This window comes from Nakamurella deserti, from assembly GCF_003260015.1.
GTDB lineage: Bacteria > Actinomycetota > Actinomycetes > Mycobacteriales > Nakamurellaceae > Nakamurella > Nakamurella deserti.
In genome coordinates, this window is sequence record NZ_QCXS01000002.1 from 2,002,649 (window position 1) to 2,028,807 (window position 26,159).

The window sequence follows — 26,159 nt, forward strand, 5'->3', positions numbered from 1 at the left end:
CGGCCGCTGACCGCGGCGGTGTGGGACCCGTCGAAGCGGATCCCCGCGCCGCGGCACCACCAGTACAGCGTTATTCAGTCGAATGATATGGAGTGCTCCATGACCTTGCCGTTGCGGGTGGCCGTCGTCGGCGCCGGTCCGGCCGGCATCTACGCCTCGGACATCCTGACCAAGAACGATCCGGACGTGACGGTCGACATCTACGACCGGCTGCCGACCCCGTACGGCCTGATCCGGTACGGCGTGGCGCCCGACCACCCGCGCATCAAGCAGATCATCGTGGCCCTGCACCGGGTGATGGAGAACCCGCGGATCACCTTCACCGGCAACGTGCACGTCGGTGTGGACATCAAGATGGACGAGCTGCGCCAGTTCTACGACGCGATCGTCTTCGCCACCGGCGCCGAGCGGGACCGGCCGATGGAGATCCCCGGCATCGACCTGCCGCGGTCCTACGGCGGCGCCGACTTCGTCGCCTTCTACGACTCGCACCCCGACCGCCCGCAGAACTGGGACCTCTCCGACGCCACCAGCGTCGCGGTCATCGGCGTCGGCAACGTCGGCCTGGACGTGGCGCGGATGCTGGCCCGCACCGCCGACGAGCTGCTGTACACCGAGATTCCGCAGCACGTCTACGACGTGCTCAAGGACTCCGCCGTCACCGACGTGCACATGTTCGCCCGACGCGGGCCGGCGCAGGCGAAGTTCACCCCGGTGGAGCTGCGCGAGCTGGACCACTCCCCCAACGTCCAGGTCGTGGTCAGCCCGGAGGGCATGGAGTTCGACGAGGCGTCCGAGACCGAGCTCACCCACCACAAGAGCCTGCGGATGGTCGTCGACGTGCTGTCCGGCTGGGCGATGCGCGACCCGGAGGACGGTCCGCACCGCCGGATCCACATCCACTTCCTGGAGAACCCGGTCGAGGTCCTGGGGACCGTCGACACCGGTGTCACCGGGCTGCGGACCGAGCACCAGGAGCTCACCGGAGACGGCAACGTCCGCGGCACCGGGGAGTTCACCGACTGGCCGGTGCAGGCGGTCTACCGCTGCGTCGGCTACCGCTCCGAGGCCATCGACGACCTGCCGTTCGACGACCGCCGGATGGTGCTGCCCAACACCGCCGGGCGGGTGCTGGACATCGACGGCGCCCCGCTGCCGGGCGTCTACGCCACCGGCTGGGTCAAGCGCGGACCGGTCGGACTGATCGGACACACCAAGTCCGACGCCGCCGAGACCGTCGCAAACCTGCTCGCCGACGCGCCGAACCTGCCGCAGGCGCCGCAGCGCGACCGGGACGCGGCCCGCGACCTGCTGCACTCCAAGGGCCTGCCGGTCACCGACTTCGACGGCTGGGACCGCCTCGAGGACCACGAGCGTGGGCTCGGCTCGGCCGTCGGGCGCGAGCGGATCAAGCTCATCTCGCGGGGCGAGATGACCGAGGTGGCCCGGATCCTGGCGCGCAACGGCTGATCGCACGCGACACCCGCCGACGGCAGCGGGGTGGGGCCTTCCGGGCGCCACCCCGCTGACGCGTTTCCGGGCCCCGTCCCCGCGGCCTGAGGGGTGCCTCGACGTCAGGAGCCGTCGTACTCGCTCAGGCTCGGCAGCAGCACGTCGGAGGTCAGGTGCGGCGGGGCGCCCCGGTCCAGGTCGACGCCGTCCTCGGCGAGCTGGTCGCGGGCGATCTCGGCGTCGTCGGCCCGTACGAGATCCCGGTCGTCGAGCAGCCGGTCGAGGCCCTCGCCGCCGAGCAACGCGATCATCAGCCGCTGCAGCCGCTGCCGTACGTCGTCGTCGGGATGCCCCAGCAGCACGACCATCTCGACCGCGTCGTCGTCGCGGGCGAGTCCGTCGAGTGCTTCGGCGGCATGCACCGCGGCGAGCCCGCCCTGGCCGGCGACGAGGTCCAGCAGCGCATCGACCAGCGCGACGCGGTCCTCCTCCGCGACGGGCGCCGGCAGCCGGGAGGCACCGACCGCGGCGGCCAACGGCAGGTAGCCGTCGTCCTCCAGCCCGCGCACCAGGGTGGGCACCCGCAGCGGCGCGGCGATCAGGTCGGGGTGCATCAGCACGTTGGCGACGGCCTGGACGTCCTCCCAGGCGTCCAGCGCGTACTGCACCTCACCGAGGGTCTCGTCGTCGACCGGGAGCAGCGCATCGTGCGCCGAGGTCGCCTCGGCGAGGGTGGTGGCGGCCAGGAACGGCGCTGCGGTCATCGGTACCTCCGGGTGCGGGGAACGGCACCGCGAACGCTACGGGGTGCCGACCGGCGCCCACGACACCGATCGCCGCGGGCGGGTATGACTGGTCCGGTACCACCGTCACGGCCCGGCGTGCCCGGGCCCCCACCACGACGTGAAGGATCGCGCATGCCCGAAGGCCACACCATTCTGCGGCTCGCTCGCGAGCACCAGAAGCTGTTCAAGGGCAGCGTGCTGCACGTGGACAGTCCGCAGGGCAAGTTCGCCGAGGGTGCGGAGTTGCTGGACGGCGGGCGGCTGATCGGCGTGCAGGCGTTCGGCAAGCACTCGCTGCACCGTTTCCGGCCCTTCGAGGACGGCCCTCCGCGGTTCGACCTGTGGCTGCACGTGCACCTGGGGCTGTACGGCAAGTGGGTCAGCGGGCCGCTACCCCTGCCGGAGGTGGTCGGCCAGGTGCGGCTGCGGATCTGGGACGAGCACCACTTCGCCCAGCTGCGGGGCGCGACCGTGTCCGAGGTGCTGACCGCGGAGGCGGTCAAGACGCTGCAGGCGCGGCTCGGCGAGGATCCCCTGAAGTCCAGGGACGCCGGTGCGACGTCGTACGCGAAGGTCTCCCGCAGCAGCAAGCCGATCGGTCTGCTGCTGATGGATCAGGCGGTGATGGCCGGCGTCGGCAACGTCTACCGCGCGGAGATCCTGTTCATCCACCGCATCGACCCGCACCGCCCCGGCAACCAGGTCACCGAGGAGCAGTGGCAGCTGCTGTGGGCGGACCTCATCACCCTGATGCGCGCCGGCGTACGGGCCGGCCGCATCGTCACCACCGCCCCCGCGGACCGGGAGAAGGTCTCCGGCCCGGTCCGCCGCGACGACGCGCACTACGTGTACCGCCGGCACGGACTGCCCTGCCGGATCTGCGGCACCGAGGTCCTGATGGAGGAGTTCGGAGGACGCCGCCTCTACTGGTGCCCGACCTGCCAGGCGACCTGAGCGTCGGTCAGAGCGCGGGGGTGACCGCCGGCAGGATCTCGTGGAAGGTCCGGCCGCGGGCCGGGGTGCCGATCGCGGTCATCGCCCACCCCGCGCCCGAGCGGGTCACCTTGGCCATCACCAGCGCGGTGTGGTCCCCGGACCCGGCCAGCGTGTAGCCGGCCAGCGCGGTGTTCGTGGTGGCGTCGAACAGCTGCACCGACGCCGTCTCGATCTGGGTGAACGCCTGCCCCAGGAACGAGTTGACCGTGAACACCAGCGACTGCGCGGTGGCCGGCAGCGCCGCCAGATCCACCCGGATTGTCTCGCCCGCACCACCCGCGCGGTCGTCACCGGTGTGCTGGATCGACCCGTCCCTGCTCTGCAGCTGCTGGAACCAGACCTGGTCGACGAGCTGCCGGTTGCCGTCGAACACCAGGCAGCTGGCGTCGAGATCGACCGAGACCTTCTTGGAGCCGAAGAAGCCCTTCTTGGTCAGGCCCTCCCAGCCGAGGACCAGGTTGACGCTGGTGAGGGTGCCGCCGCCGCTCTTGGTCAGCGAGACACTCTGTCCCTTGGTCATGTTGATGGCCATGTTGCTCCGCTCGTCGTGTCGGGCGGGGACCGGTCAGGCCCCTACGCCGGTACAACGCCTCGGGCCAGCCGGCGGTTCCGCAGCACACTGGACCCGAACGCGGCGGCGATCAGCACCACGCCGATCAGGCCGGTGAAGACCTCGTCGAGCTCGATGCCGAACGACAGCAACAGGATGACCGCGAGTGCGCCGATCGCCCAGTGCGCGCCGTGCTCCAGGTAGACGTAGTCGGCCAGGGTGCCGTTGCGGACGAAGAACACGGTCAACGAGCGGACGAACATCGCTCCGATCAACCCCAGGCCGAGGGCGATCAGGATGGGGTCGGAGGTGATGGCGAAGGCGCCGATGACGCCGTCGAAGGAGAACGAGGCGTCCAGCACCTCCAGGTACAGGAACAGGAAGAAGGCCGCCCGCCCGACGACGATCACCGGCGTCGGGCGCGTCCCGCCCGGCACCGGTTCCGCCGGTGTGGGCTGTTCGAACAGGGCGCTCAACCCGTTGACCGCCAGATAGCCGACCAGACCGAGCATCCCGGCCGGCAGGACGACATCGGGCTCCTCGGCGAGCGTCTCGGCGCAGATCAGAAGGGCCCCGACCGCGACGACCACCGACAACTGGTCCAGCCGGCCGATCGTGGCCAACGGCCGTTCGATCCAGCTCAGCCAGGTGATCTCGCGCTCGGTCAGGACGAAGTCCAGGAACAGCATCAGCAGGAACATGCCGCCGAACGCGGCGATCTGCGGGTGTGCGTCGGCGAGCAGCGCGGCGTAGCTGGTCGGATTAGACTCCGGACGCTGCTCCATGGCCAGCGAGATCGCCTCGACGGGACCGAGTCCTGCGGTGACCGCGACGATCAGCAGCGGGAACACCAGGCGCATCCCGAAGACGGCGATGACGATGCCGACGGTGAGGAAGATGCGTTGCCAGAACGGGCTCATCCGCTCCAGCACGGTCGCGTTGATGACCGCGTTGTCGAACGACAACGAGATCTCCAGGACGCCCAGCACCGCACAGAAGAACAGCGCGGTGTGCCCGCCGTAGACGAACGCCCCCAACGAGCGCGGCCAGCGAGACGACCGCCGCGCCGGTGAAGGTGCGCATCAGGACGGCCGGGGCGTCACGGGGAGCGGCGTGGCGTGAGCGGGGTGAACGGGCGGGTGTCCGAGGAGGGGGCGTCACCCGGGTCCGGCACCGTCCCCCCGGTGGCGGGGTCCGACGACGCCCCGGCCGCGGGGACCGCGCCGGGCGCGGCGACGTCGACGACGTCGACCACCACGACGGTGATGTTGTCCCGGCCCCCGGCCGCGACCGCCGCGGCGACCAACCGGTCGGCCACCTGCTGCGGCGGATCGCGACGGCACAGCAGCTCGGCCAGGTCGGGCGGCTCGACCTCGCCGGTCAGCCCGTCCGAGCAGACCAGGAAGCGGTCTCCGACGGTGGCCGGCACCAGCCAGAAGTCGGGCACCGGGTCGTCGTCGGCGCCGATGGCCCGGGTGACGATGTTGCGTTCGGGATGGTGGCGGGCCTCGTCCGGGGCGAGCATCCCGCTGTCGACCATCTCCTGCACCAGCGAGTGGTCGACGCTCACCTGGACCACCTCACCGCCGGTGCGGCGGTAGACACGGGAGTCACCGACGTTGAAGACCAGCCAGTGCGCGATGCCCTCGAAGGTCGTCGCGACGATCCCGGTGACGGTGGTGCCGCCACCGGTCGGCCGGACGGCGTCCGCTGCGGCCGCGATCCGGCCCTCCGCCCAGCGGCGGTCGAGGTCGTCGCGGCCCGCACCCTCGGCGAACTGCTCGACGGTCAGCCGGCTGGCGATGTCACCGGCCTCGTAGCCGCCCATGCCGTCGGCGACGACGAACACCGGGAACGCCGCCAGCACGGCGTCCTCGTTGACCTCACGGACCCGGCCCACGTCCGTGGCCGACCCGTACGCGACGGTGATCACCGGCGCCCGCCCCACCCGTTGTCCCTGCGCGCTCCGTACACGCCGACGAGCGTAGCGGCGCCGGTCGTCGTGGCCCGCGGGGAGGTGGGCTCGGGACCCGTCACGAACCCCGGACGGCCTCGGCCAGCTTGCCGGGGATCTCGGCCGCGGTCATCCGCGGGCCGTAGGCGGGCCGGTCGCGCTCGAAACGCCAGCTCTCGGCCAGCGATCCGGCGTCGACGGCATCGAACCCGAACTCGTCCAGCAGCGTGGTCACCAGCGCCTTCGCCTCGAGGTCGTCGCCGGCGACGGGCAGCGCGCGGCGGTCGGGCGTGTGGGCCGGGGTGCCGTCGGTGGTCAGTTCCTCGGCGCGGATGCCGTTGAAGACCTTGACGATCCGCGAGGTCGGCAGGTGCTCCTGGAGCATCTGCGACACCGTGGTGCGCTCCGCGTCGAGCTCGGCGATGTGACCGTCGCGCTCGAAGTAGTAGTTGTTCGTGTCGATGACGATCTTGCCGGCCAGCGGCTCGACGGGGACGTCACGGTAGTTCTTGAGCGGCACCGTGACCACGACCAGGTCTCCCGCGGCAGCCGCCTCGGCGGCGCTGCCGGCGGTGGCCGACGGGCCCAGCTCGGTCACCAGGTCGGTCAGGGTCTCGGGTCCCCGGGAGTTGCTGACGACGACGCGGTAGCCGGCGGCGACGGCGAGGCGGGCGAGTTGGCCGCCGATGTTGCCGGCGCCGATTAGTCCGATGGTGGTGAGTCCGGTGGCGGTCATGGTGGTGCACCTTTCGTCGTGCCGTGTGTCCGGCGGTACGTCTCGCGGCGGCCGGACCCTGGCCACAACCCCGGGGGCGACGGGGATGTTCCCGCCCGCGGGGTGACGAACGGGACAGCCTCCGGTGGGCCACCTAGAGTCAGGCCGTACCCGTCTCGCATCGGAGGTAGCTGTGCCGCACGCAGTCAAGGCCGTCATCGCCCGCACCAAGGACGCACCCGTCGAGGTGGTCACCATCCACGTGCCCGACCCGGGCCCGGGTGAGGCGCTGGTGCAGGTCCAGGCGTGCGGCGTGTGCCACACCGACCTGCACTACAAGCTCGGCGGGATCGGGAACGACTACCCGTACCTGCTCGGCCACGAGGCCGCGGGCATCGTGGAGGCGGTCGGCGACGGCGTCACCGACGTCGCGCCCGGCGACTACGTGATCCTCAACTGGCGGGCGGTCTGCGGCGAGTGCCGGGCCTGCCGCCGCGGCCGCCCCTGGTACTGCTTCAACACCCACAACGCCACGCAGAAGATGACGCTCGAGGACGGCACCGAGCTGTCCCCCGCGCTCGGGATCGGCGCGTTCGCGGAGAAGACGCTGGTGCACGCGGGTCAGTGCACGAAGGTCGACCAGGAGGCGCCGGCCACGGTGGCCGGGCTGCTGGGCTGCGGCGTGATGGCCGGGCTGGGGGCGGCGATCAACACCGGTGCCGTCAGCAAGGAGGACACCGTCGCGGTCATCGGCTGCGGTGGCGTCGGTGACGCGGCGATCGCCGGCGCGAACCTCGTCGGCGCCCGGCGGATCATCGCCGTCGACCGCGACGAGCGGAAGCTGCAGTGGGCGAAGGAGTTCGGCGCCACCCACACCGTCCTGGTGGGCGAGGACACCGACGTGGTCGCCGAGATCCAGGCGCTGACCGACGGTTTCGGCGCCGACGTGGTGATCGACGCGGTCGGCCGGCCCGAGACGTGGAAGCAGGCGTTCTACGGCCGCGACCTCGCGGGCACCGTCGTGCTCGTCGGGGTGCCCACGCCGACGATGCAGCTCGAGCTGCCGCTGCTGGACGTCTTCGGCCGCGGCGGATCGCTCAAGTCCTCCTGGTACGGCGACTGCCTGCCGTCCCGCGACTTCCCCGTGCTCATCGAGCTGTTCCTCGGCGGCCGGCTGCCGCTGGACAAGTTCGTCTCCGAGACCATCGGCCTCGACGCCATCGAGGAGGCCTTCGACAAGATGCACCGCGGTGAGGTCCTGCGGTCGGTCGTGACGCTCTAGCGGCGTCCCCGGCGCAGGTCGCCGCCGACGGAGCTCCCCGTCGGGTCACCGGTCGGCGGCGGACGGCCCCCGCGGGGCCACTGGACACCCGTCGACGGGCACGCCACCTCCCGACCGGGGCCCGCTCCGAGGAGCGGCGGGCCCGCCGTCGACGACCCGGATGCCGGGCGGCGGCGTCCGGTGAGCCGGCGTCCGGCCGGGAGTGGCGGGCGGCGGGACCGTCGGACACGTCGACCCGGCCGCCCTGCCGTCCATCGAGCGCGGCGCCGCGCCCGATCGCGACGGCGGGCGGTCACCGGACTCCCCGAGCGTCCGAAGCGGCATCGCTCCGCAGTGACCCGTCCGTCGCCCACGGATGAGTTCGATGAGTGGCTGACCCCGCCGACGAGGTCAGCGGACCTCCGCCGCCGTCCTCTCGCCGACTCCGCGGCGGACCGCCCCTTCTCGGCCGCTCCCGGTCGAGCCGCAGTGCACACCCGTCCCGGCCCGGGAACGGGTGCCGGTCAGTACACCGCACCCCGGCCCGCCGGCCGCCGGGACGCCCCGCGGAGCCGGAGCGGCACCGCTGCGCAGCAGCCCGACCACCCCGGACGATTGCCCCTGCGCAAACTTTGCAAAATATAAACTTTGCTCTAGGCTGGTGCCGATCCCGTTCACAGCCAGGGTGCTGCGGCGGGCCCCTCGCACGCAGGACGTCGCGACAGCCCCACTCGTCGCGACCCGTGCCGTCCTGTGCGACCGGCAACGCTCTCACTCAACGACGAGGCAGGAGTCCGAAGGTGTCCATCACCGAACTCGACCAGCCGGCGCAGATGTCGCCGACCGCGTCCCACCGCCGTCTGGGCGTCATCGACGTCGACTTCCACCCGATGCCCGTCCCCACCGACCCGCAGGTCGCCGACCACCTGCCGCAGCGTTGGCGCGACCACATCGCCCGGTACGGCCTCGGGTCGTTCGGCGGCGGCGTGTCCCCCGCACAGCGCGAGTTCACCCACCGTCTGGACGCGGTGGACGTCAACGGCCGGGTCGGCGTCGACCCGGCGCTGGCCGTCGAGCAGGTCGTCGACCTCTACGACATGTCGGCCGTGGTGCTCACCTGCCCGCAGACCTACATCATCACCAGCGGCGGCGTGAACATGCCGCACCAGCTGGCCACCGCGCTCTACCGCGCCTACAACGACGCCCTGGCCCACACCTGGTGCGGCTACGACGACCGGTTCCGGGCCTCCATCACCGTGGCCCGCGACATCCCCGGCGGCGAACGGGAGATCGAACGCTGCATGACCGAGCACGGCGACAAGTTCGTGCAGGTGCTGATGTCCCCGTCCGGCGCCGATCCCATCGGCCGGCGCCGCTACTGGCCGATCTTCGAGGCCTGCGAGGCCTACGACATTCCGCTGGGATTCCACGTTCCCGGCATGGGCCGCCAGCCCACCGGCGCCGGCAGGCAGAGCTTCTACGGCGAGATGCACGCCGCGTTCTCCGTGCTGCCGTTGTCCATGGTGCCGAGCCTGATCTTCGAGGGCGTCTTCGACCGTTTCCCCAGGCTCAAGATCGCCGCGCTGGAACTGGGCTGGGACTGGGTGGTGCCGTTCAGCTGGCGGCTGGACGCGGTGTACGACAAGCACCGTGCCGACCTGCCGCACCTGTCGCGCCGGCCGTCGGAGTACCTGCGTGAGCACTTCTGGTTCAGCACCCAGCCCCTGGAGGAGCCCGAGCGGCCGGACATGACCGAGGGGGTGTTCCGGCTGTTCGAGGAGGCGGGTTTCGCCGACCGGCTGATGTTCTCCAGCGACTACCCGCACTGGGACTTCGACTCGCCGTACGAATCCGTCCCGGAGCACTTCCCCGAGGACCGCCGCCGCCGCATCCTGGGCGAGAACGCCAGTGCGCTCTACCGCCTGCCGCTCAAGCCCGGCCACGGGCTGCCGTCGCCGACGGACGCCTGACCGTGCTGCGCACCACGGCGCTCACCCGGCACCGGCTGGCCGGCGTCCTCAACTACGAGGACGCCCGGGCGGCGGCCCGGCGGGCGCTGCCGAAGTCGATCTTCCAGTACGTCGACGGCGGTTCCGAGGACGAGCTCACCCTGGGTTGGAACCGCCAGGCCTTCACCGATCTCTCCTTCGCCCCGCGCGGGGCGGTGTGGGTACCCGACCCGAAGCTGGCTACCACGGTGCTCGGTGTCCCGGTGTCCATGCCGATCCTGACCGCACCGTGCGGCGGCATGCGGCTCATCCATCCGGACGGCGACCTCGGCATCGCCCGGGCCGCCCACCTGGCGGAGACCGTCCACGTGTCGACGTCGGCGTCCGGGTTCTCGCTGGAGCAGATCGCGGAGGTGCCGGGCCCGAAGTTCTTCCAGGCGTACAGGTTCTCGAATCAGGAGGCGATGAAGTCGCTGGTGCGTCGGGCCGACGCCGCCGGGTACGCCGGCCTGGTCGCCACCATCGACACGAGTGTGGGCGGGAACCGGGAACGGGACTTCCGCAACGGCTTCAGCTACAACATGCGGATCAACCTGCGCAACGTCGTGAAGATGACGCCGCGGGTCATCGGTCATCCGGGGTGGGTCTACCGCTTCACCCGCGACGGCATGCCGTTCCAGCTGCCCAACACCGCGGACATCACCCCGGACGGCAGACCGATGGAGCTCTCCGCGCTGACCCGCACCGGCGCGGAGTCCCACTCACCGGACTGGGACGACATCGCCTGGATGCGGGCCCACTGGGACGGCCCGCTGGTGGTCAAGGGCGTGCTGACGGTGGCCGATGCCCGGCGGGCCCGGGCCCTCGGGGCCGACGGCATCATCGTGTCCAACCACGGCGGCCGGCAGCTCGACGGAGCTCCGGCCACCCTGCGGGCGTTGCCCCGCATCGTCGACGCGGTCGGCGACCACGTGGAGATCGTGCTGGACAGCGGGATCCGCCGCGGTGCCGACGTGGTGAAGGCCCTCGCCCTGGGCGCCCGCGCCGTCCTCGTCGGTCGCTACCCGGCCTTCGGGCTCGCGGTGGGCGGCACCGCCGGCGTGAGCCACGTCCTGGAGCGCATGCGCATCGAGCTGATCCGCACCCTGCAGCTGCTGGGCTGCGACGACATCCACACCCTGGACGCGAGCTGGGTGACCGACCGGTCGACCCGGCCGCTGTCCGAGACCGAACCGGAGCTGGTGACACGATGACCGAACCGACGACTCCCGCACCCGGCACCGAGGCTGCGGCCAGGGCCCGGAAGCCCCAGCGCTACGTGGTCGGGCGGGTCGAGGACTTCCCCGACTCCGGACGGCTGCTGGTCGAGGTCAACGGCCGCGAGATCGGCGTGTTCCGGGTCGACGGGGAGTTCCACGCGGTGCTCAACCGCTGCCCGCACCTGGGCGGCCCACTGTGCTACGGCCAGATCGTCAGCAAGGTGAGCTCCCCCGCCCCGGGCATCGTCACCCTCGACCGGTCGCAGACCCTGCTGACCTGCCCGTTCCACAACTGGGAGTTCGACATCCGTACCGGGCAGTCGTACTTCGATCCGCACAACCTGTCCGCGCGGCCGTTCCCCATCGGGGTCGAGACCGGCACCGACCTCGAGCCCGACCTGCAGTCCGGGGTGGCGGGCATGGTTCCCGGGCCGTACTGGGCCGAGAAGATCGACGTCGACGTCGAGGAGCAGTACATCGTGCTGACCCTCAAGGCACCGTCCCGACGCCGCGCCGCCACCGCGGCGGACGGCCCGGCGGACGCGGCCGCCACCGGTCCGACCGCCGCCGCACCGGTCGAGCCGCGGGTCCCCCGCCCCCAGGCCGTCACCGAAGCCGGATCGGCCCCCGCACCCACCCGGCCCGCCGCTTCCTGAGCGCGGCCACCCCTCTCGCGAAGGACCAGACAATGACGACTGTTCTCCCGCAGGCCACCCGGCCCTCCTCCTGGACCGGCGCGGTCATCGACTGCGACGTGCACGCCAACGTCCCGACACTCGACGCGATCCTGCCCTACCTGGACCCGGTGTGGCAGGAGGCGACCCGCGAACGCGGCTGGCACGGCCCCACCGGGCCGGCGTTGAGCTATCCGCCGGGCGCACCCACCACCGCCCGCCCGGAGTGGATCCAGGCCGACGGCACCAGCGCCACCCGGGTGGAGCTGCTGCAGCACCAGGTCCTGGAACCGTGGCGGACCGAGAAGGCCGTCCTCAACTGCTATTACGGGGTTGACTCGCTGCGGCACCCCGACTGGGCGCCGGCCCTGGCCCGCGCGGTCAACGACTGGATGGTCGCCGAGTGGTTCGCCGCCGACGAACGGCTGGTCGGATCGCTCGTCATCCCCGCCCGTGACCCGCAGGCCGCGGCGGCCGAGATCGACCGCGTGGGCGGGCATCCGCAGTTCAAGCAGGTGATGCTGCCGGTCCGGTCCGAGCGGCTCTACGGCCAGCGTTACTTCCACCCGATCTACGAGGCGGCCGCCCGGCACGACCTGGTGCTCGGCCTGCACTGGGGCGGGACCACCGAGGACGCGCCGTCACCCACCGGGTACGCGGGCCATTTCGCCGAGGAGTACGCGGTCGAGACGCAGCTGTACCTGGCCCAACTCACCAGCGTCGTCTTCGAGGGCGTGTTCCAGAAGTTCCCCACCCTCCGCTTCGCCGTGCTGGAGGGCGGTTTCACCTGGGTCCCGACCTGGGGGTGGAGCATGAACAAGAAGTGGAAGGGCCTCCGTCGCGACTTCCCGTGGTTGGATCGGCTCCCGCTGGACGTCGTCCGCGACCACATCCGGTTCTCCGTCGCCCCGTCCGACCTCGGCTCGGTCGCGCAGACCCGGACGATCGTCGAGTGGCTCGGGTCCGAGGACATCCTGATGTTCGCCACCGACTACCCGCACCGGCACGACGACGACCTGGAGAAGCTGCTCGAGGCGGTGCCGGACACCATGCGCCCGAAGCTGATGGCCGAGTCGGCCCGGCAGTGGTACCGGCTGTGAGCCGGAACCGGTTGCGCGACCGGCTGTCCGAGGGGCGCGCCGCCACCGGTCTGTCCTGCGTGCTGGGTGACGCGCAGATCGCCGAGGAGTTCACCGTCGCCGGGTACGACTACGTCTACCTCGACCAGCAGCACGGCCTCATCCCCGCCGAGCGTCTGGTGCCGATGCTGCGTGCCCTGGCCCGGGGCACGGCCACGCCCCTGGTCAGGGTGGCGGGCAACGACGCGACCCTGATCGGCCAGGCCCTGGACGCCGGCGCCGAGGGCGTCATCGTGCCCATGGTCGACACCGCCGGCGACGCCGCCCGCGCCGCGGCCGCCTGCCGGTACTTCCCGGACGGCACCCGCAGCTGGGGACCGGTCCGCGCCACCCACGGCCTCGGCGGTGACCCGGCCACCGTCAACGGTCAGGTGATGTGCCTGGTGATGATCGAGACCGCCACCGCCGTGGACGATGTCGACGCCATCGTGGCCACCCCCGGCGTCGACGGCGTGTACATCGGACCCGCCGACCTCTCGGTCAGTCTGGGCGGCGCGCCCACCGGTATCGAGGCGGCCACCGAGCCGGCCCTGCTCGACGCCGTCCGGGCCATCCGGGAGGCCTGCGCACGGCACGGCAAGGTCACCGCCATCACCGGTGTCCCGGCCACCCGCCACGCCGAGGGATTCGGCATGGTCACCGCCGGTTCCGACATCGGCTTCATCCGGGCGTCCCTCGCGGCGCTCGCCCACACCCCAGGAGGACCGGCATGACCACCGTCGACACCGTCAACGGCCCCGTCGAACTCGGCGCGATCGGCCGCACGCTCACCCACGAGCACATCTTCACCAAGAACCCCGAGATCGAGGAGGGCTGGCCCGACCCGGAATGGGAGGGTGAGGACGCCATGGTCGCCAAGGCCGTCGACACCCTCGACGAGCTCAAGACCCTCGGCATCGAGACCATCATCGACCTCACGGTTCCCGGACTCGGGCGGTCGATCCCGCGCATCCAGCGGGTGGCCGCGGCCAGCGCGGTGAACATCGTGGTGGCCACCGGTTATTACACCTTCAACGCGCTGCCCACCTTCTTCCAGACCCACGGCCCCGGCCTGATGGTCGACATGGACGACCCGATGCCGGCGCTGTTCATCCGTGACCTCACCACCGGCATCGGTGACACCGGAGTCAAGGCGGTCATGATCAAGGTGGCCACCGACGAACCCGGGCTCACCCCGGGCGTCGAACGGGTGATGGGCGCCGCCGCCACCGCACACCTGGAGACGGGCGCCACCATCACCACGCACACCCACGCCCGCGAGTTCCGCGGCCGCGATCAGCAGGAGTTCTTCCGCGCGCGGGGCGTACCGCTGGAGCATGTGCTGATCGGCCACTCCGGGGACAGCACCGACCTGGACTACCTGCGCGAGATGATGGACAACGGCTGCACTCTCGGCATGGACCGGTTCGGCATGGTCTCGATGCGCAGTGACGAGGAGCGGGTGGACACCGTCGTGCGCCTGGTCGAGATGGGGTACGCGGAGAAGCTCACGCTGTCCCACGACGCGGGGGTCTTCAGCATCAACACCCCGCCGTCCTTCCGGCGACGGGAGTCCCCGAACTGGAACCACGCCCACATCTCACGGGACATCCTCCCCCAGCTCCGGGAGCGGGGCGTCTCCGACGCCGACATCGACCAGATGATGATCACCAACGCGGCGCGCATCCTCGTCGGGGCGCGGAGCTGACCGTGCCCACCATCACCTACCACCACAGTGACGGCTCCGTCGACGAGATCGACGTGGTGCCGGGCACTTCCGTGATGCGCGGAGCCGTGGCCGGCGGGATCTCCGGCATCGTCGGCGAGTGCGGCGGTCAGGCCATCTGCGCCACCTGCCATGTCTACGTGCGGCCGGAGTACCTCCCCGCCCTGCCGCCGCCCTCCGACGACGAGGAGGAGATGCTCGAGGAGACCGCGGCGCCGCGGGACCCCGAACGCTCCCGGCTGGGCTGCCAGCTCAAGACCGGGCCCCGCCTCGAGCGCATCGTGGTCGACGTGCCGGAGGAGCAGTGACCGGCGGGCGGCGCGTCGTCGTCGTCGGCAGCGGGCAGAGCGGCATCCAGCTCGTGGACTCGCTGCGCAGCGAGGGTTTCGACGGGGACGTCGACCTCTTCGGCGACGAGCCCCATCTGCCCTACCAGCGGCCACCACTGTCCAAGGACTTCCTGGCCGTCGCCGGCGGCGACACCGGCGGCGGAGGCACCGCGCTACCGCTGCGTGCGGAGAGGTTCTTCGCCGACCGCGCCGTCACCTTCCACCGGGGCGTCGCCGTCGCCGCCGTCGCCACGGCGGCCGGCACCGTCGCCACGGCGGACGGACACGTCCTCGCCTACGACGACCTGGTGCTCGCCACCGGCGCCCGCAACCGGGAGCTGCGCATCCCGGGCGCCGACCTGGCGGGAGTGCACTCGCTGCGCACCCTGGACGACGCCGTCCGCCTGCAGTCCGAGCTGCGGACCGCCCGCCGAGCGCTGGTCGTCGGAGCCGGGTTCATCGGTCTGGAGTTCGCCGCGTCCGCCCGCGCCCACGGAGTGGAGGTGACCGTGCTCGAGCTCGCGCCCCGGATGATGGGACGTGTGCTGTCTCCCGAGATGTCGGACCACTTCCACGAGCTGCACGCCGCCGGTGGGGTCCGGACGCACTTCGGCGAGGGCATCACCGAACTCCGCGGCGAGGACGGCCGGGTGACCACCGGGGTCGGCACCTCCGGCACGGCGTACCCGGCCGACCTCGTCGTCGTCGGGGTCGGGGTGGTACCCAGCACCGGACTGGCCCAGCAGGCCGGGCTCGCCGTCGGCAACGGCATCGTGGTCGACGAGTACCTGCGGACCGGCGATCCGCACATCTGGGCGCTGGGCGACTGTTGCGCCTTCCCCGACGCCCGCACCGGGGAACTCGTCCGGTTGGAGTCGGTGCAGAACGCGGTGGACCAGGCCAAGACCCTGGCCCGCACCCTGGCCGGCACGCCCACGCCGTACACCGCCACCCCGTGGTTCTGGTCCCACCAGGGTGAGAACCGCCTCCAGATCGCCGGTCTCATCCCGACCGACGCCGATTCGGTCCGCCGTGGTGATCCCGCGGGCGGGTCGTTCTCCGTGTTCCGGTTCGTCGCCGGCGCCTTCGCCGGGGCCGAGTCGGTGAACAGCGCCGCGGACCACCTGGCCGCCCGGCGCATCCTGGACCGCCGTCTCCCCCTCACCCCGGCCGAGGCGGCCGATCCCGCGTTCGACCTCAAGGCGTACTCCCGCACCACGTCCGTGCCGGCCGCCTGACCCGCGTCCGGTCCCGCTGTCCTGCACCACCCCAGCGGCTCCTCCACCGGGACGAGTCCGCCGCCCAGCACCCTTCCCGCGACGCAATGGAGGATCCCGTGGACACGACGTCGTCTCCCGGCAGCACGGCACTGAAGAACGACGCGACCGACCCCCTGGACCCGACACGACGGCGGCAGATCCGCCGCGTCCTGGTGTCCAGCTTCATCGGCTCGCTCATCGAGTGGTACGACTTCTATCTCTTCGGGCTGGCGTCGGCGCTGGTGTTCAACCAGCTCTTCTTCCCCGACTTCAGCAACGCCGCCGGCACTCTCGCCTCGTTCGCCACCCTGGCCATCGGGTTCTTCGCCCGCCCGGTCGGCGGGGCCATCTGGGGGCACTACGGGGACAAGCTGGGCCGCAAGAAGATGCTCGTGCTCTCCATCATCCTGATGGGCGTCGGCACGACGCTGATCGGGCTGCTGCCGACCTACGCCCAGATCGGGATCGCCGCGCCCATCCTGCTCGTCGTGCTGCGCACCCTGCAGGGTGTCGCCGCGGGCGGGGAATGGGGCGGGGCGGTCCTCATCGCCATGGAGCACTCCCGGAGTCGCCGCGGTTTCTCCACCAGCATCCCGCAGATGGGACTCACCGGCGGGATCCTGCTGGCCACCGGGGTTTTCGCGTTGCTCACCCAGCTGCCGCCGGACGCGCTGCTGAGCTGGGGCTGGCGGCTGCCCTTCATCCTGTCCTCGGTGCTGGTGGTCGTCGGGTTGTGGATCCGGCTCGGTGTGCACGAGAGCCCGGTCTTCCTCGAGGCCCAGAAGAACGCCGACACCGCCGACGGCGAGCGCGCCCCCATCATCGAGGTCTTCCGCCACCCGAAGACCCTCCTGATCGCCATCGCCCTGGTGGTCGGTCCGTTCGCGGTCAGCTCCATCTACTCGACCTACGCCGCCGCCTACGGACTGCAGACCGGGTTCACCCGGTCGGAGATGTCCTCGGTGGTCCTGCTCAGCGCGGCCATCGGCTTCCTCGGGCAACCGATCTTCGGGACGCTCTCGGACCACTGGGGCCGGCGCAACGTCACCCTGATCGGGCTGGCCATGCAGGCCGTCAGCGTCGTGTTCCTGTTCAACGACCTCAACTCCGGGAACCTGGGCGCGCTCTACATCTCGATGGCGGCCATCGCCATCGGACACTCCATCTGCTACAGCCCGGTGGCCGCGTGGCTGGGCGAGCTGTTCCCCACCCGCCTGCGGTACACCGGCGCGTCGCTGGGCTACCAGCTGGCCGGGTCCATCGGCGGTCTCACCCCGCTGATCTGCGCGGCCCTGCTGATCGCCGGCGGTGGCACCTTCAACACCGGGTACATCGTGGCCTTCGGGATCGCGGTCAACGTGCTGGCGTTCGTGGCCGCGATGGCCGCCCGGGAGACGTCCCGGGACGTCCTGTAGGGCGGCTCACCCGTCCTGTGGGCCGGCGCCGGCGGATGCCGGGCCGGCCCACAGGCCCAACTGGTCCAGCTGGGAGATGAGCAGCTCACCGGTCCGCACGAAGTGGTCCTCCATCAACTCGCCCGCCCGGTGGGCGTCGCCGGCCTCCATCGCCTCGACGATCGGTGTGTGACCGTGCCGGTTGACCTCCGCCCAGCCGGGAACGCTCTGGAACGCCTCGTTGAACCGCAGGGGTACCGACCGGATGGCCACATCGGCGAACCAGACCAGTCGGTGGGCGCCCGACACCGCGTGGACCGCGGAGTGGAACTGCTCGTTGAGGTCCAGGGCGGTCTGGCTGTGGTGGTCCTCCAGCGCGGTCAGGGCGCTGTTGAGGGCACGGACCTCCGCGAACTGGGCCGTCGTGGCCCGTTGGACGGCGCGGGTGGCGATCTCGCCCTCGATGTGGGCCCACACGTGGTAGGTGTCGCGCAGGTCCGCACGGTCCAGCGGAGCGACCCAGAAACCCCGGTGCGGCTCGTGGACCAACCACCCGTCCTGGGACAGCTGGAACAGGGCCTGGCGCACCGGGGTGGTGCTCATCCCCATCAACTCCGACAGCCGCGTCAGACCCAACCGCTCGCCGGGACGGACGTCACCGCTGAGGATCAGGTCCCGCACGACCCCGACGACGGCGCCGCCCAACAACTCGCGCTTGCCCGGTGTCCGCACCGCGTTCCTTCCGATCGCCCCCCGTGGGCCCTCCGGCGACGGCCGACCTGCCCGACCGCGGCGAGGCGCCCCGGACATGCGGATTCCGCTGTCCTGCGACCTATTTCTACCCGACCGGACCGGCGCGGGGGTGCGCGCGGGAGTCTCGGGGACCGGGCCGTACCGGCACCGACGGGCCCGGCCCGCTCGCCGGCGCACGCGACCTCCGCAAGCACGGCCGACCGGACGCACGGCGCACCGGACGCACCGGGCGGGTCCCGCGGTGCGTGTCGACTCCTGTGACCACCGCCGCGCCGCCGTCCGGTGAGCCGGGCGCCGGGCCGCCGGCCGGTGGGGATCCCGCGGGGCGGGTCCCGGCCCGGCCGACGTTGCCACGGTGCACTTCTCGTCCCGGACCGGGTGTCGGGCATCACGCCCGGCGATGCGGCCGCGTCGCCCCCGGGACACGGTGATCGGGCCCGTCGGTGGGTAACCAGGGGTCATGACAGATCAGAAGACCGACCAGTACACCCTGCAGGACCCGACGAAGCTGTACGCCGACCGCAAGCCGGACGAGCAGTACCTCGAAGGCGCCGGCACGGACGCGGAGATGGCCGAGAACGTGCCCGCCGACCACGGCGAGGACTCCTACCGGGGCTCCGGCCGGTTGGCCGGCCGCAAGGCGCTGATCACCGGCGGTGACTCCGGAATCGGTGCCGCGGTGGCCATCGCCTTCGCCCGCGAGGGAGCCGACGTGGCGATCTCCTACCTCCCGGAGGAGGAGGTGGACGCCCAGCGGATCGTGGGATTCATCGAGGCCGCCGGCCGCAAGGCCGTGGCGCTGCCCGGGGACATCACCTCGAAGGCCTGGTGCGAGGAACTCGTCGCCAAGGCCGTCGAAGGTCTGGGTGGACTCGACATCCTCGTCAACAACGCCGGCAAGCAGCAGAACGTCGACTCGATCACCGACCTCGACGACGACGAGTTCGACGAGACCTTCAAGACCAACGTCTACGCCACGTTCCGGATCACCAAGGCCGCCGTTCCGCACCTCGTGCCCGGGTCGACCATCATCAACACGACCTCGATCCAGGCCTACGCACCGTCCCCGCACCTGGTGCACTACGCCGCCACGAAGGCGACGGTGAACAACCTGGCCAAGGGCCTCGCAGCGCAGCTCGCACCCAAGGGCATCCGCGTGAACGCCGTGGCGCCCGGCCCCATCTGGACGCCGCTGCAGCCGGCGGGCGGGCAGAAGCCCGAGGACCTGCCCAGCGCGGGCGAGCAGACCTACCTGGGTCGTTGGGGGCAGCCGGCCGAACTGGCGCCGGCCTTCGTCTTCCTGGCCAGCGGTGAGTCGTCGTACGTGGTCGGCGAGACCCTGCACGTCGACGGAGGCATGCCGACGCCGTGACGCAGCCCCGGACACGGACCACGGTCCGTGTCCGGGCGTCCCGCCGTCGGGGCGGCGCGCTGGGTCCGGTGGAGCTCACCACTGTCGCGGTGAGTATCCTCGCGACCACGTTCAGTGGTTCGGCTCGATGTAACCCACACGGCCGGGGGCGGGTCCGCGGTCGAGCGGGCAAGCCGCCGGGCGGTGGAGTCGATGCTGTCGGACATGGTGTGGGCGCTGGGCGACCTCGCCGCCCGCGCGGCGCAGGGAGCCACCCCGGACGAGCTGTTGACCGGGTTGTGCTCGGCCGCGGTCGCGGCGTTGGAGGTCGACGGCGCGGCGGTGATGGCGGTGCGCGACGGCCGGTGCCGGTTCGTCTGGGCGCGACCCGCCGAGTTCACCGGCTTCAGCAGGCTGCAGGAAGCGTTGCAGCAAGGTCCGTGTCGCGACGCCATGAGCACCGGGACGGTGATCCGCGCCGACACGGCCGCGGAGCTTCAGATGCGATGGCCGGAGCTGTCGTCCGCGGCCGCCCCCGGCTCCCCGGACATCAGCTCCGTGCTGGTGGTGCCGTTGATGAGCCGGGGCAGGTGCTGGGGAACCCTGGACCTGTTCTGGGTGGCCGACGGCGAGCTGCCGCCCGGCATGGAGACAGCCGCCCGGGCGCTCGCCGAGGTGGCGGTCTCCTACCTGGTGCTGGCCGTGGATTCGGCCGCAGCCGGCGAGCTGCACGACCGGATGACACACAAGCTGCTCCACGATCAGCTCACCGGGCTGCCCAACCGCGGCCTCATCCACGAGATGGTCTTCCACGCGCTGAGCGCCGTCCACCGCCGGGGTTCCGCGGTGGCGGTGCTGTTCGTCGACCTGGACGGTTTCAAGGCGATCAACGACGTCCACGGACACGTCGCCGGCGACACCGTCCTGCGCGAGGTGGCCCTGCGCCTGCGCGCCTGCGTCCGTGACAGCGACAGCGTCGCCCGGCTCAGTGGCGACGAGTTCCTCGTCCTCTGCGAAGACCTCCCCGCGGCCGGGACGGACGTCACCGCCGCCACCACGGTGCTGGCCGACCGGATCCGAGCCGCCGTCGCGCGGCCGATCGTCGTGGAGGGTGTGTCGGTGACCGTCACCGCCAGCATCGGTGTCGCGATCACCACCGACCGGCCGTCGGTGGCGGAACTGATCCACGACGCCGACATGGCCATGTACGAGGCCAAGGCCCTCGGACCCGGCGGCACCGTCACGCACAGCGACCCTCGGCACCTCGACGGCCACCGGCGCCATTCCCTGGAACGGCGCTTGTTCGACGCGCTGCGGCGTGAGGAGCTCACGGTGCTCTACCAGCCCATCGTGGCCCCCGATGCGACCGTCGTCGCCGTGGAGGCCCTGCTCCGCTGGCAGCGTCCCGGCGACACGCTCGTGGCCGCCGCGGATTTCATCGATCTCGCCCAGAGCACCGGGGTGATCGTGCCCATCGGGCACTGGGTCATCCGCCGCGCCCTGACCGACCTCCGGCACTGGCGGGACACCGCGCCCGGGACCGCACCGGACACGGTGTGGTGCAACCTCAGTCCCCGGGAGCTCGTCGCGCCGGACCTCCCCGGCGTCATCCGGGACGCACTCGCCGACGTCGGCCTCCACCCCCGTCACCTGGGTGTGGAGATCCTCGAACAGCATCTCACCGACGTCCGCGCCGTCGCCGCGCTCGCCGCGTTACGGGCCGCCGGGCACCCGCTGGCCATCGACGACTTCGGCACCGGCTACTCCTCGCTGTCCCGGCTGGTGGACCTCCCCGTCACCCACCTGAAGATCGACCGGTCCCTCGTGGCCGGACTGCCCGATCACGAGCGTTCCCGGACGCTGACCCGGGCCGTGCTGACCATCGCCGACGAACTCGGCGTCACGGTCGTCAGCGAAGGCATCGAGACGCAGGCCCAGGCCGCCTACCTGACCGCAGCCGGCACCCACCTCCTGCAGGGTTTCCTCTACAGCCGGCCCAGCAGCGCGGACACGATCACCCGCAGGCTCGCCGCACCGGGCGGTACGTCACCGGCGGCGTGAGCGTCACGCCCCGCCCGTCCGTGCGCGACGGCACCCACGGCGCGCGTGCCGCGGCGGGTAGGTTGACGGGGATCCTGCGTCGCGTCTCGAGGTGTGGAAATGCCCGACCCATCGGAAGTGGAGCGGCGTCACGACGTCGCCGCGCGGATCGTGCGCTCGACCGCCGCGCTGGTCAACCGGCACGGGATCGAAGGGGTGTCCGTGCCGGCGATCTGCGCCGCGGCGGGGGTGGGTGAGAGCGCCTTCGCGGACCGTTTCGGCTCCGTCAACGACGTCTTCGTCGAGATCGCCCGTTTCATGACCGCCGCTTTCGGCACCGCGATCGACGCCTCGATGAACAGCGACCACTCGCTGCTCGAGTCCATCCGCGCCGCACAGCACAGCTTCCTGGATGTCGTGGAGGAGCACGTCGACATCCAGAACGCGCTGATGGTGATCCGGTCCGCGGCCGCAGTGGATCCGACCGTCGGGGTGGCCGCGGGGTCGTCGTCGTCGCTGCAGGCCGAACTCGTGCTCAACGCGGAACTGTGGCTGATCGAGACCGCCCGGCTGCACGACATCACCTGGGACCTGCCGCGCCCGCTGCTCGCGGCGTTCGTCTCCACCAGCCTCACCGGGGTGGTCATCGACTACCTGGCGCGCCGGGAGATGCCGGAGAGCCGGCGGTTGGTCGACATGGTCGCCGCCGACCTGGCCCGGCACGGTGCCGCCCGGACGGACCGGGACGGCTGAGCCGGGTCCCGCGCGCGGGACCGCGGTCCCGGTCACGGAGACGTCCGAACGGGCCGATCCTGCCGGGCGGAACGACCGGCAACGCCCCGGGGCCGGGCGGGGGCGACGGTCGTCGCCCCCGCGGGGCGGAGACGACGGGCCGGCGGCCACGACGGGCGCCGCGCCGGGGCACTCCGGCCGATGACCAGGTGCCGCCGGGACGGGCGCCGCCCGGTCAGCCCGACTTGCGGCGGAAGACCCGCTTGGCACCCGCGGCGTGCGAATCGCCCGACACGTGGTTGTCGCCGTCCGCGGTGGTCCGGTTGCGCGCGTGGTTGGCGGCGTTCTTCCGCTCCAGGGCGGCCTTGAACCGGGCCTTCTGGTCCACCGGCCCGGCGTCGGTCCCGACGGTCTCGTCGGGCGTGCTCTCAGCGCTGGCTGACATGGTGGCCTCCTCGGCAGTGGGCGGTCGCGACGCTACCCGACCGCGGTGCGGACCCGGTCATCATCACCGCCGGAGCCGGGTGGCGGCGAGTCATTTACCCTCGGCACAACCGTCGAGCGGCCGGAGCGGACCGGAGATGCCGTGACCGTCGGCCGCCGTGAATCGGAGAGAACAGTCATGACGCTGGCCCTGCAGAACTTCGTCAACGGCGCCCGGACCCCGGCCGCCTCCGGCGAGACGATGGACGTCGTGGACCCGTCGACCGGCGAGGTCTACGCCGCCGCACCACGTTCCGGCCCCGCCGACGTCGACGCCGCCTACGCGGCCGCGGCCACCGCGTTCCAGACCTGGGGCGAGACGACCCCCGGCGAGCGGCAGCTCGCACTGCTGCGCATCGCCGACGCCCTCGAGGCCCGCGCCGACGAATTCGTCGACGCCGAGGTCGCCAACACCGGCAAACCCCGCGGGCTCACCGCCAGCGAGGAACTGCCGCCGGCCGTCGACCAGCTGCGCTTCTTCGCCGGAGCGGCCCGGGTGCTGGAGGGGCGCGCCGCCGGCGAGTACCTGGCGGGTCACACCTCGTTCGTCCGCCGGGAACCGATCGGCGTCGTCGGACAGGTGACGCCGTGGAACTACCCGCTGATGATGATGGTCTGGAAGATCGGTCCGGCGCTGGCCGCCGGCAACACCGTGGTGCTCAAGCCGTCCGACACCACTCCCGTCACGTCCCTGCTGCTCGCCGAGCTGGCGGCGGAGTTCCTGCCGGCAGGCGTGCTCAACGTCGTCACGGGTGACCGGGACACCGGGCGCGCCCTGGTGTCGCACCCGACGCCGGGGCTGGTCGCCATCACCGGCTCCATCCGGGCCGGGATCCAGGTCGCGGAAGCCGCTGCGGCCCAGGTGAAGCGGGTGCACCTGGAGCTCGGCGGCAAGGCGCCGGTCATCGTGTTCGACGACGCCGACGTCGCCGCCGCCGCCGAGGCGATCGCGATGGCCGGGTACTTCAACGCCGGCCAGGACTGCACCGCCGCGACGCGGGTGATGTGTGCACCCGGGGTCCACGACGACTTCGTCGCCGCCCTCACCGAGCAGGCGAGGAACACCGTGACCGGCCCGCCGTCGAACACCGATGCGTTGTACGGCGCGGTCAACAACGCCGCGCAGCTCGCCCAGGTCAGCGGCTTCGTCGACCGCCTGCCCGACCACGCCGTGCTCGACGCCGGGGGCCACGCGCTCGGCGGCCGCGGGTACTTCTTCGAGCCGACGGTGATCTCCGGTCTCCGCCAGGACGACGACGCCGTGCAGAACGAGATCTTCGGTCCGGTCATCACCGTCCAGCGGTTCGCCGACGAGGCCGAGGCGCTGCGGTCGGCCAACGGCACCCGGTACGGCCTGGCCTCCAGCGTCTGGACCACCGACCACGCCCGCGCGATGCGGATGAGCAAGGGCCTGAACTTCGGCTGCGTGTGGATCAACACCCACATCCCGCTCGTCGCCGAGATGCCGCACGGCGGTTTCGGGCAGTCCGGTTACGGCAAGGATCTCTCGATGTACGGCTTCGAGGACTACACCCGCATCAAGCACGTGATGAGCGCCATCGGCTGAACCGGACGTCGCCGGCGGCGGCGGCCCTGCCACGATCCACCGGTGCGCCCCAGGCGGCGCACCGGGGACGCATGGTCGTACTGGGTAGGCTCCGTGGGCGCAACGGGCGTACGGGCGGTCCCGACCGTCCGTACGCGATCACCGCGGGACTCGCCGACAGCCCCGGACAGCACGGAAAGGACCACGACGTGGCAGCGGACATCGTGCCCATCGAGCTCGGCCTCACGGCCGGCAACCTGGTGACCCTGTGGGCACCGCGCTGGCGGGAGGACGGCGAGGAGTGGGAGGCCTTCCTCGGCCACGGCGAGTTCCTGTACGCCTTCCCCGACACCGCGCACCTCGCCGCGTTCATCCGGACCGAGACCGAGCACGACCTCGCCGACCATCCCGACTGGGCGGACGTCCCCGACGCCCTCGTCGACGAGCTCGAGCCGTCGGACGAGCGCAGGATCGATCTCGTCGGCGTCCCCGAGCTCGTCGCCGGTCCCGCCGACATCTGGACCGTCGCCGAACTGGCCGACACCGTCGCGATCCTGCGGTCGCTGGCCGAGGTCTGCGACCTCGAGGTGGTGCTTGAGGTACTGGGGTCGACCGAGGGGTTCGAGGTACTGCCGCTCGGCGACAGCGCCTTCACCGGCCGCACCGGCGAGAAGCTCTGGGACGGCATCGGCGCCGCCGTCGTGGCGCGCTGGGACGAGGTCGTGGACGCCGTCGACGCCATCGTCACCACCCCCGACGTCGACCCCGAGGCGCTCGCGCGTGCGCAGGCCGAGCTCGCCTCGGTGTCGAAGCTGACCCTGAGCGACGCGGAGGGATCGGTGGCGGTCTCCGACGCCGCGCCCGAGGCGGCGCCGGAACTGGAACGGGCCGCGGAGCTGGAGTTCTGGGACGAGCTGGGCATCGACTGCATCTCGGTCGCCGTCGACGGCGTCACCGGCTACACCCTGCGCTGCTACCTCGGCGAGGACCCGGTCTTCCTCGCGGAGAACGGCCGGATCCAGATGTTCACCGACACCGAGCTGCTCGCGACCTACCTGGCCGACGCGTCGGTCAACCACACGATGGCCAACCTCGAGGTCTTCGGTGAGGTCCGCGACGAGGCCGCCACCGGCGACCTGGAGATCGCCGTCGGTCCCGAGAACACCTACGAGCTCGACGGTCTCATGCAGCAGCTGATCAAGGGTCCGGGTGCGGTCGACCGCAGGCAGCTCGAACTGGCTGTCGAGCTGCTGGTCGACGCGGCCGCCGTCCGGGGCGACGACGAGACCGCCGAGGCACTGGGCAGCTCCTCACCGCTGGGCTTCCTGATCAACGCCACCCTGCGGCCGGACCCCAACCGTATCCAGCCGACCCCGCCGTTCACCGACGAGGTCACCGCCTGGAACGTGCTCGTCGAGTCGTTCGTGGCCGGCCTCGACTGGCACCCGGAGCGTTCGGCTCCCGCCGACGTCTGACCCGTCGGTATGAGCGACGCCGCCTGGCCCCGGATCACCTCCGATCCGGGACCGGCGGCGGTCTACGAGGCGCTGCTCGCCGCGGTCACCGAGCTCGGGCCGATCGGGATCCGCCTCCGTAAGTCGGCGGTGCAGGTCGTCCGCCCCGACGGGGCCGGCGTGCTGGCCGTGTACGCCGACGCGGACGGCCTCGTCGTCACCCTGGTCACCGACCGGCGCCACACGTCACCCAGGTTCTCGACGGCGCAACAACTGTCGTCCGGGGTGTGGAACCAGCGGGTGCGACTGACGGCCGTCGCCGACGTGGACGACGAGGTCCGCGGGTGGCTCGCCGCGTCCTACCACCGTCGCTGACCGG

Annotated in this window: 24 protein-coding genes and 1 pseudogene; 18 read left to right on the plus strand and 7 right to left on the minus strand. The window is 71.7% G+C overall.

Annotated features, from left to right (window positions below):
* The first annotated feature begins 99 nt into the window (after positions 1-99).
* A complete protein-coding gene (locus DB033_RS09105) occupies positions 100-1,470 on the plus strand; it encodes an FAD-dependent oxidoreductase (RefSeq protein WP_111766389.1) in 1,371 nt (456 codons plus the stop codon).
* 104 nt (positions 1,471-1,574) lie between these two features.
* On the opposite strand, the gene DB033_RS09110 is transcribed toward DB033_RS09105, so the two are convergent.
* Positions 1,575-2,216: a hypothetical protein gene (locus DB033_RS09110; protein ID WP_111766390.1), complete on the minus strand. Its 642-nt coding sequence runs from the start codon at positions 2,214-2,216 to the stop codon at positions 1,575-1,577.
* Positions 2,217-2,369: 153 nt separating this feature from the next.
* On the opposite strand from DB033_RS09110, the gene DB033_RS09115 reads away from it, so the two are divergent.
* Positions 2,370-3,191, plus strand: coding sequence for an Fpg/Nei family DNA glycosylase (locus tag DB033_RS09115; protein WP_111766391.1), 822 nt, complete (start codon positions 2,370-2,372; stop codon positions 3,189-3,191).
* A 7-nt stretch (positions 3,192-3,198) separates the two neighbouring features.
* Here the strand turns inward: DB033_RS09115 and DB033_RS09120 are convergent, their stop codons facing one another.
* The 4 genes and pseudogenes from DB033_RS09120 to DB033_RS09135 form a co-directional block, all read right to left on the minus strand.
* Positions 3,199-3,765 (minus strand): TerD family protein, encoded by a 567-nt coding sequence (locus tag DB033_RS09120; RefSeq protein WP_111766392.1) that lies wholly within the window; start codon positions 3,763-3,765, stop codon positions 3,199-3,201.
* Between the two features lie 41 nt (positions 3,766-3,806).
* Positions 3,807-4,866 (minus strand): annotated as a pseudogene (locus DB033_RS09125) (DUF475 domain-containing protein).
* A 16-nt stretch (positions 4,867-4,882) separates the two neighbouring features.
* The gene (locus DB033_RS09130) at positions 4,883-5,716 is read right to left on the minus strand and encodes a PP2C family protein-serine/threonine phosphatase (RefSeq protein WP_157970596.1); all 834 of its coding nucleotides are present in this window, start codon (positions 5,714-5,716) and stop codon (positions 4,883-4,885) included.
* A 100-nt stretch (positions 5,717-5,816) separates the two neighbouring features.
* Positions 5,817-6,473, minus strand: coding sequence for an NADPH-dependent F420 reductase (locus DB033_RS09135; RefSeq protein ID WP_111766395.1), 657 nt, complete (start codon positions 6,471-6,473; stop codon positions 5,817-5,819).
* A 172-nt stretch (positions 6,474-6,645) separates the two neighbouring features.
* On the opposite strand from DB033_RS09135, the gene DB033_RS09140 reads away from it, so the two are divergent.
* The 10 genes from DB033_RS09140 (at position 6,646) to DB033_RS09185 (ending at position 17,442) form a co-directional block, all read left to right on the plus strand.
* Positions 6,646-7,734 (plus strand): S-(hydroxymethyl)mycothiol dehydrogenase, encoded by a 1,089-nt coding sequence (locus tag DB033_RS09140; RefSeq protein WP_111766396.1) that lies wholly within the window; start codon positions 6,646-6,648, stop codon positions 7,732-7,734.
* Positions 7,735-8,513: 779 nt separating this feature from the next.
* On the plus strand, positions 8,514-9,683 hold the full coding sequence (locus DB033_RS09145; RefSeq protein ID WP_111766397.1) for an amidohydrolase family protein: 1,170 nt from the start codon (positions 8,514-8,516) through the stop codon (positions 9,681-9,683).
* A gap of 2 nt (positions 9,684-9,685) precedes the next feature.
* Positions 9,686-10,915, plus strand: a complete 1,230-nt coding sequence (locus DB033_RS09150; protein ID WP_157970597.1) for an alpha-hydroxy acid oxidase — start codon at positions 9,686-9,688, stop codon at positions 10,913-10,915.
* Positions 10,912-11,577: a Rieske (2Fe-2S) protein gene (locus DB033_RS09155; protein ID WP_111766399.1), complete on the plus strand. Its 666-nt coding sequence runs from the start codon at positions 10,912-10,914 to the stop codon at positions 11,575-11,577. The genes DB033_RS09150 and DB033_RS09155 overlap by 4 nt, the downstream gene beginning before the upstream one ends.
* A 32-nt stretch (positions 11,578-11,609) precedes the next feature.
* The gene (locus DB033_RS09160) at positions 11,610-12,695 is read left to right on the plus strand and encodes an amidohydrolase family protein (RefSeq protein ID WP_111766400.1); all 1,086 of its coding nucleotides are present in this window, start codon (positions 11,610-11,612) and stop codon (positions 12,693-12,695) included.
* Positions 12,692-13,447 (plus strand): HpcH/HpaI aldolase family protein, encoded by a 756-nt coding sequence (locus DB033_RS09165; protein WP_157970598.1) that lies wholly within the window; start codon positions 12,692-12,694, stop codon positions 13,445-13,447. Before DB033_RS09160 ends, DB033_RS09165 begins: the two co-directional genes overlap by 4 nt.
* Positions 13,444-14,421: a phosphotriesterase family protein gene (locus DB033_RS09170; protein ID WP_111766402.1), complete on the plus strand. Its 978-nt coding sequence runs from the start codon at positions 13,444-13,446 to the stop codon at positions 14,419-14,421. Before DB033_RS09165 ends, DB033_RS09170 begins: the two co-directional genes overlap by 4 nt.
* Positions 14,422-14,423: 2 nt before the next feature.
* The gene (locus DB033_RS09175; protein WP_111766403.1) at positions 14,424-14,747 is read left to right on the plus strand and encodes a 2Fe-2S iron-sulfur cluster-binding protein; all 324 of its coding nucleotides are present in this window, start codon (positions 14,424-14,426) and stop codon (positions 14,745-14,747) included.
* Complete coding sequence (locus tag DB033_RS09180; protein ID WP_111766404.1) at positions 14,744-16,006, plus strand: NAD(P)/FAD-dependent oxidoreductase; 1,263 nt, start codon at positions 14,744-14,746, stop codon at positions 16,004-16,006. Before DB033_RS09175 ends, DB033_RS09180 begins: the two co-directional genes overlap by 4 nt.
* A gap of 98 nt (positions 16,007-16,104) precedes the next feature.
* The gene (locus DB033_RS09185; protein WP_205843736.1) at positions 16,105-17,442 is read left to right on the plus strand and encodes an MFS transporter; all 1,338 of its coding nucleotides are present in this window, start codon (positions 16,105-16,107) and stop codon (positions 17,440-17,442) included.
* A 6-nt stretch (positions 17,443-17,448) separates the two neighbouring features.
* On the opposite strand, the gene DB033_RS20925 is transcribed toward DB033_RS09185, so the two are convergent.
* Positions 17,449-18,153 carry a GntR family transcriptional regulator gene (locus DB033_RS20925; RefSeq protein ID WP_170315506.1) on the minus strand — a complete coding sequence of 235 codons (705 nt, stop codon included), beginning with the start codon at positions 18,151-18,153 and terminating at the stop codon, positions 17,449-17,451.
* A 481-nt stretch (positions 18,154-18,634) separates the two neighbouring features.
* On the opposite strand from DB033_RS20925, the gene DB033_RS09195 reads away from it, so the two are divergent.
* From DB033_RS09195 to DB033_RS09205, 3 genes are all read left to right on the plus strand, one after another.
* Positions 18,635-19,546: a glucose 1-dehydrogenase gene (locus DB033_RS09195; protein ID WP_111766407.1), complete on the plus strand. Its 912-nt coding sequence runs from the start codon at positions 18,635-18,637 to the stop codon at positions 19,544-19,546.
* Positions 19,547-19,738: 192 nt separating this feature from the next.
* Positions 19,739-21,586, plus strand: coding sequence for a putative bifunctional diguanylate cyclase/phosphodiesterase (locus tag DB033_RS09200; protein WP_157970599.1), 1,848 nt, complete (start codon positions 19,739-19,741; stop codon positions 21,584-21,586).
* A 99-nt stretch (positions 21,587-21,685) separates the two neighbouring features.
* Entirely contained in the window at positions 21,686-22,318 is a 633-nt protein-coding gene (locus DB033_RS09205; protein WP_111766409.1) for a TetR/AcrR family transcriptional regulator, read from the plus strand.
* Positions 22,319-22,532: 214 nt separating this feature from the next.
* Here DB033_RS09205 and DB033_RS09210 read toward each other — a convergent pair whose 3' ends face one another.
* Entirely contained in the window at positions 22,533-22,742 is a 210-nt protein-coding gene (locus DB033_RS09210; protein ID WP_111766410.1) for a DUF5302 domain-containing protein, read from the minus strand.
* Between the two features lie 177 nt (positions 22,743-22,919).
* On the opposite strand from DB033_RS09210, the gene DB033_RS09215 reads away from it, so the two are divergent.
* The 3 genes from DB033_RS09215 to DB033_RS09225 all read left to right on the plus strand — a co-directional run bounded on the left by DB033_RS09215 (position 22,920) and on the right by DB033_RS09225 (position 26,155).
* On the plus strand, positions 22,920-24,347 hold the full coding sequence (locus tag DB033_RS09215; RefSeq protein ID WP_111766411.1) for an aminobutyraldehyde dehydrogenase: 1,428 nt from the start codon (positions 22,920-22,922) through the stop codon (positions 24,345-24,347).
* 188 nt (positions 24,348-24,535) lie between these two features.
* A complete protein-coding gene (locus tag DB033_RS09220) occupies positions 24,536-25,801 on the plus strand; it encodes a primosomal protein (RefSeq protein ID WP_111766412.1) in 1,266 nt (421 codons plus the stop codon).
* A gap of 9 nt (positions 25,802-25,810) precedes the next feature.
* A complete protein-coding gene (locus tag DB033_RS09225) occupies positions 25,811-26,155 on the plus strand; it encodes a DUF5655 domain-containing protein (RefSeq protein ID WP_111766413.1) in 345 nt (114 codons plus the stop codon).
* Positions 26,156-26,159: the final 4 nt, after the last annotated feature.